Raw genomic sequence first — 14,258 nt, 5'->3', positions numbered from 1 at the left:
ATTAATATCCAACTGTAAAACGGGAATTGACAAATTCCCCTTCTACTAACTCATCAATCAGGGCTACCGCATAATCTTCGACCGAGATACGGCTATGGCCTAATTCGTCAACCACCAAATGATCCAAACCAATACGGAACTGTCCTGTACGTTTTCCTGCTTCAATCATTCCGGCAGGACTACAATAGGTCCAGTCTACATCCGCAGCGCGGTACAGCTCCAGTGCATCTGCATGGGCAGCCGCCAGCGGCTTCACTTCCTCCGGAAACTCGGCGGTATCCATGAGGCGTTCACCGTTTTCTGTTTTCAGACTTCCCGCTCCACCAACGACAAGTATGCGCTCCGCGCCAGAACGCCGAGTTCCTTCCAGCAAAGAACGAGTCGCTTCGAGCAGTTCTTCCTCTTCTCCAAACTTGGGACCGTATGCGCTAATGATAGCATCGTGCCCCTTAGCCACTTCCGTAACGGAATTCGGATTTAGAATATCTGCTTGAACCACCGTCAAGTATTCACTTTGCTCCGTCACACGTTGCGGATCGCGCACCGCTGCTGTCACCTCATACTTACGCTTGATAGCTTCCTTTACTAACGCTTTGCCGATTGTTCCTGTTGCCCCGAAAATAATAACCTTCATATTCACTGCCTTCTTCCTGTCTATAATTTACTTACTGTTATTTATCCGTTTTATCTCCAGCTTAAACCCGTGCAAGATATCGATTCGATGTCTCATGATCTTCTGTTGCAATTTTTATATTTTTATCCATACCGAATCTACCCTCCTGCTTGTATCTTGTCTATTTTACCAAAAAATACTTCATATATCCTGGTCAAAGGTATACAAGCCCTTGAAATGCCTGTGTAGTCTGTGCAATAGTGTAGAAAGAACAATGGAAGGAGGGATTGCGGGTGTCCCCGACGGACTTCGCGGCGTTAGTCGCATATATCTCACCCGGTCTGATCGCCTTCCTGCTGGCGTTGTCTTTGCTGGTATGGCTGTATGTTCACAGTGCAGCCCAGCTTCGAAATTCGCGTCAGCAGCGGCTGGAAGAATTACAGGAATCGCTGCGTATCTATGGACGATTAGCTGGTTGTCTCCAAACCACTACCCAGAACGGGTTCAATAACAGCGAAAAGCAGTACCAGAACGGACTCATCCACGCTCTTCAGGAAGCCAAAGCTGCTCCCTATTTGACCCCTCACCTTCAAGAGCAGGTTCAAGCATCCCTTCGGGAGTGTGATGCGTTCCGCAGAGAATTGCTTCTCAAATCACTGGAGCGTGAAATGAACAAACTCATTGAGGAACGGCGTCTTGTTCTGCTGGAATCTCATGCTCCGGGCTGGGGAACAGCATTGTGGAAGCTATTGCGTCCAGCAGCTGGTCCGCTGGCACTGGCAGGAATCGTCTGGTTGGTCACAAGGCTGGTTGTGGAACTGACAGCCTCCAGCCATGTTGATGTTAGTCTGCCCGACACTGCACAATCTGCCTCATGGCTCAAAGGGTATGCATGGATGAAATTCGTTTCAGGCCTGATCGCCCTACTGTATGTATATCGGCTGATGACCCTGCGCAGACAAAATGATCTGGACGTGACGGCATCCCATTTTCCAACAAGCCTGTTGTGCTTGGTAATCGCCGCTGTCGCCCTGTTTCAATGGATCGGACCCGAAGCGTCTCCCTACATACTGGCTGTTCAGCTTGTGCTGTTCTTGATCGGCTTCCGACTTACCCGAGGCCGCTCTCGCAGTGATCGTCCTTATGTTGGTCATCCCGGCTTGATCAAGGCAGATGCTTCTCAACATCAGGATTTACGCGTAGCAGATAAAGATAAAACGGCTGACTCTTCTTTGGCAGAAGAACATATCCGATCCTAAACACCAATCGACATGCCTGTACCCGTATCCTGCCTGCAAATCACATACCATCACAGGACATCCCAACAACAAAGAAAGAGTTTATGGGGTGTCCTGTTTTTTGAACAATTTTTGGATTTTTGTGGGGTTAGGCTTGTGCCAATGATCAAGGAAAGGGTATATTGTTTATATAAATGTAAATCATATCGTTTTTTATGTATTATTATTGAAAAAAATCCATATATGTTAAACTACCATCAATTTATGATGTGCGTTAGAATTGGAGGAACTATGCAACTGGACATTTCTGAAAAATCACTTCCCGTTTATGAGGCGCTGGCCAGTGAGGTTCGGCTAAACATGATTGTTCTGCTTGCGGAGAAGCCTATGAATATACGTGAGCTGGCGGAAGCTTTGGGGCTCAGCAGTGCGATTATGACGATGCATGTCAAGAAACTGGAGAGAGCGTCCATTATTTCGACCAAAATGCTGCCCGGACGAGGCGGGGTACAGAAAGTGTGCTCGCTGGCAACAGACAAAATTGAAATCGCCATGCCACGCTATCAGCAGGATGTACGGCAATTCCATCAGACAGAGATTTCCGTCGGACACTTTACAGATTTTGAAATACAGGCGACCTGCGGACTGGCTACCGTCGAAAAGATCATTGGTGAATTCGATGAGCCTCGTTCGTTCTTGGACCCTGAGCGCTTCAATTCCAAAATTCTTTGGTTCAGCCAAGGATATATGGATTATAAGGTGCCGAATTTCCTACTGTCCAGCCAAAAAGCTGAGGAACTGGAAATTTCGATGGAACTATCATCCGAGGCCCCTTTTACCAATGATAATTGGCCTTCAGATATCACCTTTTTCCTAAATGATGTGAATTTGGGTACATGGACCAGCCCAGGGGATTTCGGGGATAACCGTGGTAAATACACACCTGCATGGTGGCCTGATTTTATCAATCAATATGGTCTCCTCAAAAGACTTCGCGTTACCTCCGAGGGTACCTTTATGGATGGGAAGCAAATTTCTGACGTGACTTTAAGCCAAGTGCTGATTGATCAGAAACAATGGAAATTCCGTATTGCCATATTGGATGATGCCCAGCATGTGGGAGGGGTTACTCTGTTCGGCACCGGATTCGGTAACTACAATCAGGACATCTTGTTCCGTTTGTACTACAAACATGCAGAAAATCATACCAAAACAGTAACGGTAGAAGCTGGCGATAGCAGCAAATAGTTTTAGTCCACTTCAAGACCTGAACACGGCGTTTTGCCCATGCCTTTCATGGGAAACAAAGCGCCGTGTTTTATTTTTCATTCACTTATATCGTACTCTTTTGCCACGTGCTATCCGATTAGCGTACAGGTTCAATACACACAGGTGAAGGAACCTCCAGCACATATCCCGTTCGGGTCAGCCTTCCATCCTCACTATGGATGGCAAAGGATACGAGGTTGTTTCCATCCTGATTCGCCACTACCAGATAACCGGACAGGATGTTGAAGTTACGCGGTGTGCTGCCGAAGGTTTCCACCCATTCAACCGTCTTCAGCTTGCCGCTGTCCAGATCGACATGGTATAGCACGATGCTGTCATGGCCGCGGTTTGACACATACAAAAAGCGTCCACAGGGCGTAATCCGAATATCGGCTGCTGTATTATCTACATTTATAAAGCCTTCTGGCAGTGTGGACAGGCTTTGCAGCAATGTAAGCTCACCATTACGTTCGTTATAACTAAACACAGCGACGGTATTGTTCAACTCATTGGCGACAAAAGCATATGGACGCGAAGGATGAAAAACCAGATGACGCGGTCCAGAACCAGGTGGCAAATCTGTCTCACGATGGGTCACCAGTTTGCCATCCTCTGTCAAACGGTATACCACAATCTGATCCAGCCCCAGATCACATATCAGGGCATACTGTCCTGAAGGATCTGGAATAATCAAATGCGGATGTGCCGCATCCTGACGGTCCTGGCGAATACCTGAGCCGGTATGCTGAACTTGCCCCGACATGTCTCCTAATCCTCCGGCTTCCGTCACAGGGAACACAACGGCATTGCCGCCTGAATAGTTGGAAGCCAGCACATATCGTCCATCGGTTGTTACGGAAACATAGCAAGTATGTGCTCCCTCTGTCCCTTTGCGATCCAAAGGATGTAATTCCCCCGTCTGGGTATTCACCTGATACGCATACAGCTCGCCTCCTTCTGTTTCACTGGCAGCATACAGCTTTGTCCCATCCGGGTGTAGCGCGAGAAAAGAAGGCCTCTCCATCCCTTCCACACCTCCAACCATGCGCAGATCACCATGGGTCACATTCAAAGCACATACATATATTCCTCTTTCCTGACGAGACGCATAAGTCCCTGTATAAAATAACTGCTCATTCCGCTCTTCCATCGGCTCTCAGCTCCTTCTAGCTTTTTTTATCTGGCTTTTAGCTCTACTATTTGTCTTGTTGTAAAACCATCATGCATTATTACCCAAGATTCTGTCGTTTCATTAACGTTTCGCAATGTATGCAAAAAAATAGCCTCCTTCGGCGCCATCTGTGGTTCATAAGAACGTCACAGTTCACACCAAAAGAGACTAAATTTACGACAAGAACAACATTAAACCGCTGTGGTTTGCGTATCTCTGCTATTCCATTTTACAGCCAGCCCCAAACTAAGGATGAGAATGACTGCCCCAAAAATGTATGGCAAATTGATATGCACATCGAACAATTTGCCCGCAAGCGCAGGCCCCAGAATATTACCAATACTCATATAAGCATTGTTCATGCCGGCTGCAACTCCCTGCTCATCCCCCGCCATTTTGGATAGAGCAGTATTAATGGCTGGCCGCAGCAACGACGTAGCGGTAAAGAAGATAAGCGATACCCCGAGTACATAATAAAAGTTGCCGGAGAGCAGCATAAGCACAAGGGAAATCGCTGAAAACAGAAAGGAACCGATAATGACACCCTTTTCGCCAAAACGATTCAACATCGGGCTAATGACCACAGCTTGAATCACGGTTCCGACCAGTGCTCCTACGGTAATAATGATAGCAATATCACGCTCATTGTAATGAAACTTGCCCGTCACGAAGAAAGGAAACATCGTTTCAAAATGCGTCAATCCAAAGGTTAGCGTGAATATCATAATCAGCAGCATAAAGTAAGGCTTGCGGAAAGAAAGGGCAAACTGTTTAATCACATTATCCCGTTTGGCCTTGACATTCCGAAACTTCAACTGTTTCTCCAGCGACAAGGTTTCGGGCAGCATAATCAAGGAAATCAGTGCAGCTACGCCCGATACGGCCGCCGAAACATATAAGGGCGTACGAATCGAGATATCTGCCAGCAAGCCGCCCACACCAGGACCGATCACAAAGCCAAGAGACATGGCAGCACCCAACAACCCCATTCCTCTACCGCGATTGTGGACCGTTGTAATATCAGCAATATAGGCCATCATCGGAGGAATCATAAAAGCTGCTCCTGCACCTCCCAGCAAACGGGAGATATATAGTATGGTTAACGATTCCCCAATCGCAAACAATACAGAAGACGCCGTCATGATTACCAAACCGATAATAATCATTTTTTTACGTCCGTATTTATCGGACCATTCTCCCGCTAACGGCGAAAACAGGAATTGGGTTAAGCCAAACACGGCAACCAAATAACCACCCGTTTCACCACTGCCTCCCAAGGAGCTCATAAACTTGGGAAGGATCGGAATAATGAGGCCAATCCCCAGCATGGCAATAAACATATTAATCATCAAAATGACCAGCGGCCCCATTTTCAACTGTTGTGAATCTGACATGTAGCGTTTTGTCCTCCTCAGGTTCTTTATTTCGTATACGAAAATCTTATTTTGCAACCATTCCAGCAAAACTCTTCATTATATTAATAGAGAGAAGGACAAATAACAATCATAAAATACTTCCGATAACCCTGAATCTTTCCTTTGGGCAGAACAGCAAAAAGGAACAACTTGAAATGGCGATGTTGTCCCTCTCATAACGAACGACCAGGATGAATTTCTGGAACGGTCTGGCGGTCCCTACGAACTTTATTGTGGATCTTCGAATAGCTCCTGTATCATCTTTTCCCTGTTATTCAGAAATTGTTTCGTAATGATAAAATGATCGGTTTCCTCTAGCGTCCGGGTGTCAATCCCTTCATGTGTCAGATGATACAAGATGGAATCTGGATAAGCCATCAAAATAGGGGAATGAGTAGAAATGATAAACTGTGAGCCCTGCTGCACCAGCTCGTGAATCCGTGCAAGCATGGCCATCTGGCGCAAAGGCGATAATGCAGCTTCCGGTTCATCCAAAATATACAATCCTTGCCCTCCAAACCGATGCACAAAGGCAGCAAAAAAAGACTCGCCATGCGACTGCTCATGCAGCGATTTACCCCCGTAGGAATCTCGAATCGGTCGCCCTCCTCCTTCTCGATCCAGCTCGTCGATGTGAGTCGCCACATTATAGTAGCTCTCCGCCCGGAAAAAGAAGCCATCCCTTGGCTTTTCTACCCCTCTCACCAGCCGGATATGCTCATACAGTGAGGAATGCGTGGCTTGTGTAGAAAAATTGAAATTTTTAGTACCTCCCTCTGGATTAAATCCCCACGCGACCGCGATTGCCTCCATAAGCGTCGATTTACCTACGCCATTTTCTCCAATAATATAGGTGACGGAAGGATGAAATTTGAGTTCGTTCCACTGGTGTAAGGCTTTTAAGTTAAACGGATATTGGCTCTTGTCCGCATCTGGAGGCCATATCAGCTCCAGGCGACGTATAAAAAGATTACGGTCCCATATACTCATATCCAAATCAGCTCCATTGCCAAGCAATTCACTAGGTTTTCCATCATTATATTGGAATTATTTACAGCAATCAATCTGAAATCCCATTTCGTAACCCTTCTGTTGTTATTGAAGCGATTATTACAGGTATAATATATAGTAATGTTCATCGGGTATGAAATCTAAGCACCTCATTCCGTGTATATCTCATTCTTTTCCAAGCAGGTGAATCTATGAAATCTAATCACAAACCGATTCAATCTTTTAAAATCGTACAGTTCATAATGACCATCTACAGGCAGCGATTGACACGTATTTTGCTACCGTTGGCTGTACTGGCTTTTATTATATGGGAGGCCGGACGAGAACTAAAAGACTTTAATCTGGCGCGTATGCTTCATGAGCTGCGGCGAATGGATGCCACCTTTCTCATCGAGATTGGCTTGTTCTCACTGGTTGCTGTGGCGGCTATGAGTGCATATGATTACGTAATCAGACATCATTTCAAGCTTCAGGTCAAGCCTGGAACAACATTTCGCTACGCCTGGATCTCCAATACCTTTAATAATGTCTTTGGTTTTGCAGGCTTTACAGGAGCGGGACTTCGCACAGTACTGTATAAGAAAAGCGGTGTGCCGTTGGGTGTCATCACCTCTGCGGTCGTGTTTCTTTCGCCAGTCGTCATTACCGGACTATCTTTGCTGGCTTGGGGAGCCATTGTTCATCTGTATCCGGTACAGCCTGTACTGGATGCTCACCCGTGGCTTCATTGGGCGCTGTGGGGAATGGCATTGTACCTACCGCTATTCCTGATCATGCAGCGCTCCAAACGGTACTCCACATGGTTCAACAAGGGAGAAGGACAGCTTTCCTGGTCCACCATCTCCGCTTCCATCAGTGCTTCCCTGCTGGAATGGCTGCTGGCTGGCCTTACCTTTGCATGGATCGGCTCGCACTTGCTCCATGAACTGCCGATGCATGCTGTGTTCGGTATTTATGTAATAGCCGCGATTGCCGGGTTAATCAGTCTTGCACCCGGAGGGGTCGGGGCATTCGACATCATTGCCCTGCTCGGGCTGCAAATGGCGGGAGCCAACTCAGATCGGGCACTGGCTGTCCTACTGGTCTTTCGCGTCTTTTATTACATCATCCCGTGGCTCATCGGCTTGGTATTAGCCGCGCTGGAAATGATTCCGCGTAACGAGCGCCTGAATCAGCTAGCTGAGACAGGTTGGGATTACTCCCTTAATGCCTGGCAGAAGGTATGGGGCTGGCCTGGTCAATTCCGGTTTTTGGCCGATCTAGGGGTATGGGCGCTTGGTAAGCTGGTACTCATCTCCGGCGTGGTGCTTCTTTTGTCGGCAGCTACGCCCGGTCTGTTATATCGGCTTCGTTTTGCTGAGCATTTGCTCAGCCTGCCCGTCATGCGCTTGTCGCATGAAATCTCGGTCATCATCGGAATTATGCTTGTCGTTCTGTCCCATGGAATCTCTCTGCGGATTCGCAGAGCATTACGACTGACATTGATACTGCTTCTGACAGGAGCTATTTTCACCTTCACTAAAGGTCTGGATTTTGAAGAAGCTTTATTCCTACTGTTTGTGGCGTTAATGCTATGGATTTCGCGTTCGCGGTTTTATCGGGTCAGTGCGCCGCTGAATCGGCACAACATTTTAATATGGGGTGGATTATCTCTACTCGTAACCGGGGCTTATTTTATCATTGGGGCAGGCTCCAACACTCCCTTTATGCGCCATTTGCATGCCAAGGTCCATCTAGACTTTTTTATGAACCGCAGCGATTACGGAGTTACCGCCGTGTTTAGTCTGATTTTGGCATGGGTATTCCTGACGGTATATTTCTTTCTTCGACCTCAGCGTAGCATCGCTAATCTACCCGACGAGCAGGAGCTGGATAAGCTAAAAGAATTTTTGGAACGGCAGGGTGGTAATCTCGTCTCTCATATGCTTTTTCTGGGCGATAAATATCTGTATTGGACCAAAAATGAACAGGTTGTCATTCCCTACGCTCGTAGCCGGGACAAACTGATTGTATTAGGTGACCCACTCGGTCCAAAAGAACGTGTGAGTGAAGCCATTCAGGAATTTCAGCGGTTCGCAGATCGGTATGCGTTAACGGCTGTATTTTATCAGGCCTCGCCGGAGTATTTGTCCATCTATCACGAGAACGGCTATCGCTTTTTCAAACTGGGCGAGGAAGCACTGGTGCCGCTGGAATCATTTACACTGACGGGCAAAAGCAATCAAGCGCTACGCAGCGCCAAAAACCGTTTTGACCGCGAGGGCTACTCGTTCGAAATCATCCAACCGCCTCTAGAGGCGTCACTGATTGAGGAGATTCGTCAGGTTTCGAATATTTGGCTGGATGGGCGCAAGGAGAAGGGATATTCACTCGGCTGGTTCAAAGAACCCTATCTTCAGTTGGCTCCGATTGCATTGCTAAAGGACTCTGAAGGGAAGGTCATCGCTTTCGCTACGATGGCCCCTGCCTATGATCATGGACGGACGGTCTCCATTGACCTGATGCGCCACTTGTCTGACACGCCAAATGGCACGATGGATTATTTATTCACACGGGTCATTGAGTGGGCCAAGGAGAGTGGGTATACGACATTTAATCTGGGAATGGCACCGCTGTCCCAGGTAGGACAAAGTGAAAAGGCATTGCGCGAGGAAAAACTGGCTCGACTTGTTTTCCAATACGGGGGACATTTTTACGGCTTTCAGGGGCTGCGGCGCTTTAAGGATAAGTTCAAGCCGCAATGGGAGCCGCGCTATCTGGCCTATCCAGCTTCTGTCTTTCTACCGATCCTGACGCTGGAGCTGGTATATCTCGTGTCCAAACGCTCGGACTAAACAAAGGGCTGACAACAGGACTTTAATAGTCTAACACGACGTAAAAAAGGGTGTTCCCCAACCACGAACGGTTGCTGGAACACCCTTTTATATTCACAAATCTTCTTAGAAGCTGCCTTTTACAACAACTTCAGAGAGTGGAAAACGTCCTGATGGACGTGCTGGCACTTGTGCCTTACCTACACTAATAAGCAGGGTTGGCAGGTAACGTGCTGGAATATTGAATTGCTCGATCAACTGTGCTGGAATGAAACCGCCCATTGCGCAAGTGTCGTAGCCCAGAGATTTAGCAGCCAACATAATATTTTGTGCTGCAAGAGCAGAGTTCAGGATGGCTGCATCGCGAGCTACTTGCGGGTTTTGGTACGCGCCATTGATTTGACCTACCAATGCGTCACGGATTTCCGCTGGCAGTGCGCCTGCTTCTACCGCTTGATCATAAATGACGGTGTTACGGTTCGCTTCCAAATCACCCAATACGGCAATCGTAACGGAACTTTCCGCTACTTGACCCTGATTGTAGGCGATAGGCAGCAATTTTTGCTTGTCCGCTTCGCTTTCGATAACAAGGAATTTCCAATGTTGAAGGTTCCAAGCGGAAGGAGCTTCTATCGCCGCAGTCAAAATAGCCTCCAAATCTTCCTCTGGCAATTTAAAATCCTTAACATAGCTCTTTACCGCGTGTCTTTCACTAATCGTAGATAGGGTTTCATTTTTTGGACTACTCGACATTCTGGGCACACTCCTAATTTCTTATGATATATATCTAACTTGAATCCTCATTAACTTCCCAAACTACTGCAATTATAAAAATGATAGTTAGTCATGTCAATATGTTTAAGTATGACCCTGCACTCAAAATACAGTACAATACGGATAAAGACATACATATCGGCAGATGCCTGCCGATGGGACAAGACATAATGAGTTCATTTTGTTCTCATTTGAATTAAAAAAGGAGCGTTACTATGATTGGATCGTTTAAAAAAACAGATATTGCTTTGTTTGCCGCCTGGGTTGTAGCTTGTGTGGCAACTTTGGGCAGTCTGTATCTCAGCGAGATTTTGGGGTATGAGCCTTGTAAGCTATGCTGGTTTCAGCGCATTCTGATGTATCCCCTGACCCTTCTACTCGGGATCGCCTATTTTCGAGGGGATTCGGGGATACGCCGTTATGTCATGCCGTTGGCTATCATTGGAGGTGCGATTTCGGCCTATCATTTTACCATTCAGCGCATCCATGCAGCCGCCAAAGCAGCTACGCAAACTTCAACTTCCTGCGGCAGAGTATCCTGTGAACAGGATTACCTAAACTGGTTCGATTTCATCACCATTCCTTTTCTCGCACTGATCGCCTTTATCCTTATTATTGTAGCCATGGGTTATATCATGCGAAAGGAGAAAAAATCAGCTCAGGGAGAGGTACAAGCAACAGAACTCGCATAAGTATGAAAGAGACCCAATTATAGGGCCAGTGTTATCACCAAGAGGCGTATAATCCGCTTGCCGGGGGAGAGACTGTAACTAAATATATCCATTGCATATGTGGTATAATGTGAAAGGTTTGCAGTCTGTCCAATAACGCTTATATTCCTTATAGAGGGGGCCAGTCCATGTTTCATATTAGCACCCCATTGCTGCAATATGGCGCAACCTTCGGTATGATCTTAATCGCTATATCGGCTATTTTCATCCGTATGAAGACAGGTCATCGCCCGATTAATGCCAAAAAAATCATCATCCCTCCGCTCGGCATGAGCACCGGTTTTATGATGTTCGTGGTACCGGAAGTACGGGTTCCCTGGCTTTGGGCGCTGGGCGCTTTTCTGGTCGGCTGGTTTATTTTTTCTTACCCGTTGATCCGCAGCACCAAATTTGAGTTGCAAGAAGGGCTGGTTTTCGTGCAACGCTCACGTACCTTCTTCTTTATCCTATTCAGCCTGCTGATCGTCCGATTGCTGCTGCATGAATTTATTCAGCATTACATTACCATTCCGCAGACAGCAGGGCTATTTTTCATCCTAGCCTTCGGCACCTTGTTACACTGGCGGCTCCGTATGTATTTTCAATATCGTCAATTCGTTCCGGACGAGACAGAAGTCCGCATCTGACCAACGGTTTTTTAACATGCTTGCTAGCATATTGCTGTATAGACCAAAAAAGGACACGTTCTCCCAGCCAGGAGGCCGTGCCTTTTTGGTCTTTTCGTCTTTTTAGTCTATCGGAGGCTACATTTCCGCCTTGCCCGGACGCCGGGCGCTAGGCACTTACTGGGAGCTTTCTTTTGTAAACAGCGTGCTGCCGTTTATGTTGTTCTGCGGAGCATAAGCGCCGTCCCAGGTGATAAAGAAGCTTGCTCCGGTGTAGATTTCATTCAGGGCCTTGTTCCAAAGCGAATAATCGAATTCCTTGAGCTGATTATTGTTGCGATCCACATGGTCGCCACCCACGGCTGGTCCAATTTCGCAGAAGCCATAAGTTTTTCCAAGTCCTTTGATGTCATTGTAAGCCATCTTAATTTCATTGTCATTGGACGGATCGTCGCTGTAAGCGTCGATGCCAATCCAGGTGACATAGCTGGAGCCGGGGTAATAAGCAGCCGCGTTGGCTCCTTTATTTGGAGCATAGACAAAATTGACGTTGGACATGCCATTGGTCGTCACAATGTAATTGTACAGATTGATGTACAGGTTCTTATAGTCCGTCGTGTTCTTGTCCCCCCACCAGAACCAGCCTCCGTTCATTTCATGGAAGGGTCTGTAGTAAACGGGGGATGAATTAAACTTTTGCAGGCCGGTCACGACATTGTCAACCTGGGCCTTATAATTTTGCAGCCATGCGGGGCTGGACGAATTGATGGATGAAATGTCTGTATTAGCCAAGATCTCGAAATCGGAATCAGACATCGGGGCGTTTACATTTCCACCCTGGGGATTGGGCATGTGGGTGGAAACGGTGACGATTTTCCCCAAGGCTTGGATGGCGGAGGCGCTATTGGAGGTAATGGAGGCTGCATCGGTTCCCCCCTGGTTCCAGTTCAGCAGATCATAGGAGACGATGTCAGGATTGTAGTTCCAGACAGGACTGGTGTTTACACTTCCGTCATAGCCCAGGAACATGCCAGTATAGTTGATATTGCTCTCCGCGCCTGCCGTCATTGGTAGCGAGAATAATAATGCAGCCCCGGTCAGAGCGCTGATCAAGCTCTTCGTTTTCTTGAATGAATTCATAATGGTTATCCTCCTGATGTTTATATCTTGCTACTTGTAATTGCAAGACTTAAGATGTGACCGATATTCCCCTAGGACAATGCTGACTCGCAACCTACATGTTTTTCGTTTTAGCGAGTGGATCTCCATCTTCCTAAAGGAATACGTTTTTGTGATCCTCAATTACATCGACATCAGGGAGAAAAGTTGAAATAGTTCTATTAGAGCAAAAAAATAATTCATATAACAATGAACAAACAATTTCTCCAAAATGTGGTAGGGACTAAATGTGTAATAAAGGAAATTTTTTCATTTCATTCTTATGAATTTGTTTTCAAATTATTGTTATTTTTGTACTATATAGAAGATTCATAATCACACACTTAGCGTATCCTAGCGTCCAGAACTAAGCTGATCACTCTGATGGCATAGTGTATATTTCGTTAAAATGGTGGCCTGGCACTCATGAAATGAAAAAAACCGATATTCGCCTTTTGGCCAAAATCGGTTTTTGGAGGTGAAACCATTATTCCCCGCAGTAAGGCACGAATGTCCTGAGCTAAAAGCTTAGGTTCTTCACCCGCCGCAGCAATTTTTTTTGTACTGGACCTTTATAGAATGCACGTAACAAAAGGGACTGTCCTCTGGACAGCCCCTTTTCTGTAATATGTCCAGACCATTCACCACGGTAGTCTGTATGCTTGCGGTGGATGCCTGCTTTTATTATTGCTGGGTCAAAATGATCGGACCCTCTGCTGTAATGGCCAGCGTATGCTCGTATTGCGCAGACAAGCCGCCGTCCAACGTGCGTGCGGTCCAGCCGTCCGCATCAATTTTACTGCGGTATGTGCCTGTGTTGAGCATCGGCTCAATTGTAATGACCATACCCTCTTTTAAGCGTGGTCCACGGTGTGGAGGTCCGTAATGTGGAACCTGCGGTTGCTCATGCATCTCTTCTCCGATACCGTGCCCAATAAATTCGCGTACGACCGAGAAGCCTTCCGCTTCCGCGTAGGTTTGTATCGCATGGGAAATATCACCGATCCGGTTACCGATAACGGCTTGCTCAATCCCTTTATACAGCGATTCCTTGGTAACATCCAGCAGCTTTTGCGCCTGCTCAGACACATTACCCACCGCATACGACCAAGCGGAATCTGCCAGCCAGCCATTCAGGTTCACAACCATGTCGATCGTCACGATGTCCCCGTCCTTCAACGGTGTCTTATTCGGAAAGCCGTGGCAAATCACATCGTTAGGTGAGCCACAAGTTGCAAACTGGTAGCCGTTATAGCCCTTTTGCTCCGGTGTTGCGCCATGCTTCTTCATAAAGGATTCCGCAAAGGCGTCAATTTCCAGTGTCGTAATGCCCGGCTTGATCATTTTGGCAATTTCCCGGTGGCAAGCAGCCAGAATGTCTCCAGCTTTTTTCATATTTTCAATTTGTTCTTTGGTTTTAATGATAATCATTAAACGGTCTCCTTCTTTTCCGTGTTCGT

The 14,258-nt window shown here is 46.9% G+C and carries 12 protein-coding genes; 5 read left to right on the top strand and 7 right to left on the bottom strand.

The window, feature by feature from the left end:
* Nucleotide 1 precedes the first annotated feature (1 nt).
* Nucleotides 2-634, bottom strand: a complete 633-nt coding sequence (locus NSS94_RS02360; protein WP_039270303.1) for an NAD(P)-dependent oxidoreductase — start codon at nucleotides 632-634, stop codon at nucleotides 2-4.
* Nucleotides 635-906: 272 nt separating this feature from the next.
* Between NSS94_RS02360 and NSS94_RS02355 the strand changes: the two genes are divergently transcribed.
* Nucleotides 907-1,872 (top strand): hypothetical protein, encoded by a 966-nt coding sequence (locus tag NSS94_RS02355; RefSeq protein WP_341038485.1) that lies wholly within the window; start codon nucleotides 907-909, stop codon nucleotides 1,870-1,872.
* A gap of 270 nt (nucleotides 1,873-2,142) precedes the next feature.
* Entirely contained in the window at nucleotides 2,143-3,099 is a 957-nt protein-coding gene (locus NSS94_RS02350) for an ArsR/SmtB family transcription factor (protein ID WP_039270301.1), read from the top strand.
* Nucleotides 3,100-3,217: 118 nt separating this feature from the next.
* Here NSS94_RS02350 and NSS94_RS02345 read toward each other — a convergent pair whose 3' ends face one another.
* The 3 genes from NSS94_RS02345 to NSS94_RS02335 all read right to left on the bottom strand — a co-directional run bounded on the left by NSS94_RS02345 (nucleotide 3,218) and on the right by NSS94_RS02335 (nucleotide 6,696).
* The gene (locus NSS94_RS02345; protein WP_341038483.1) at nucleotides 3,218-4,270 is read right to left on the bottom strand and encodes a lactonase family protein; all 1,053 of its coding nucleotides are present in this window, start codon (nucleotides 4,268-4,270) and stop codon (nucleotides 3,218-3,220) included.
* Between the two features lie 212 nt (nucleotides 4,271-4,482).
* Complete coding sequence (locus NSS94_RS02340; RefSeq protein WP_029514730.1) at nucleotides 4,483-5,685, bottom strand: MFS transporter; 1,203 nt, start codon at nucleotides 5,683-5,685, stop codon at nucleotides 4,483-4,485.
* 249 nt (nucleotides 5,686-5,934) lie between these two features.
* Nucleotides 5,935-6,696: an AAA family ATPase gene (locus tag NSS94_RS02335; protein WP_029514729.1), complete on the bottom strand. Its 762-nt coding sequence runs from the start codon at nucleotides 6,694-6,696 to the stop codon at nucleotides 5,935-5,937.
* 212 nt (nucleotides 6,697-6,908) lie between these two features.
* Here NSS94_RS02335 and mprF point away from each other — a divergent pair, with 212 nt between their 5' ends.
* Entirely contained in the window at nucleotides 6,909-9,551 is a 2,643-nt protein-coding gene (gene mprF / locus NSS94_RS02330; RefSeq protein ID WP_029514728.1) for a bifunctional lysylphosphatidylglycerol flippase/synthetase MprF, read from the top strand.
* A gap of 105 nt (nucleotides 9,552-9,656) precedes the next feature.
* On the opposite strand, the gene NSS94_RS02325 is transcribed toward mprF, so the two are convergent.
* Nucleotides 9,657-10,283, bottom strand: coding sequence for a nitroreductase family protein (locus NSS94_RS02325; protein WP_069010781.1), 627 nt, complete (start codon nucleotides 10,281-10,283; stop codon nucleotides 9,657-9,659).
* A 236-nt stretch (nucleotides 10,284-10,519) separates the two neighbouring features.
* On the opposite strand from NSS94_RS02325, the gene NSS94_RS02320 reads away from it, so the two are divergent.
* The gene (locus NSS94_RS02320; protein WP_039270297.1) at nucleotides 10,520-10,996 is read left to right on the top strand and encodes a disulfide oxidoreductase; all 477 of its coding nucleotides are present in this window, start codon (nucleotides 10,520-10,522) and stop codon (nucleotides 10,994-10,996) included.
* A 167-nt stretch (nucleotides 10,997-11,163) separates the two neighbouring features.
* Nucleotides 11,164-11,661, top strand: coding sequence for a CcdC family protein (locus NSS94_RS02315; RefSeq protein WP_029514725.1), 498 nt, complete (start codon nucleotides 11,164-11,166; stop codon nucleotides 11,659-11,661).
* 156 nt (nucleotides 11,662-11,817) lie between these two features.
* On the opposite strand, the gene NSS94_RS02310 is transcribed toward NSS94_RS02315, so the two are convergent.
* Nucleotides 11,818-12,780 carry a glycoside hydrolase family 26 protein gene (locus tag NSS94_RS02310; protein WP_341038482.1) on the bottom strand — a complete coding sequence of 321 codons (963 nt, stop codon included), beginning with the start codon at nucleotides 12,778-12,780 and terminating at the stop codon, nucleotides 11,818-11,820.
* A gap of 702 nt (nucleotides 12,781-13,482) precedes the next feature.
* Nucleotides 13,483-14,229 carry a type I methionyl aminopeptidase gene (gene map, locus NSS94_RS02305; RefSeq protein ID WP_013308498.1) on the bottom strand — a complete coding sequence of 249 codons (747 nt, stop codon included), beginning with the start codon at nucleotides 14,227-14,229 and terminating at the stop codon, nucleotides 13,483-13,485.
* Nucleotides 14,230-14,258: the final 29 nt, after the last annotated feature.

Origin of the sequence: Paenibacillus sp. FSL L8-0644, assembly GCF_038008165.1 — a bacterium.
Lineage (GTDB): Bacteria > Bacillota > Bacilli > Paenibacillales > Paenibacillaceae > Paenibacillus > Paenibacillus polymyxa_D.
Note: the sequence above shows the minus strand (reverse complement) of the source record. Positions and strands in the feature narration are given on the sequence as shown.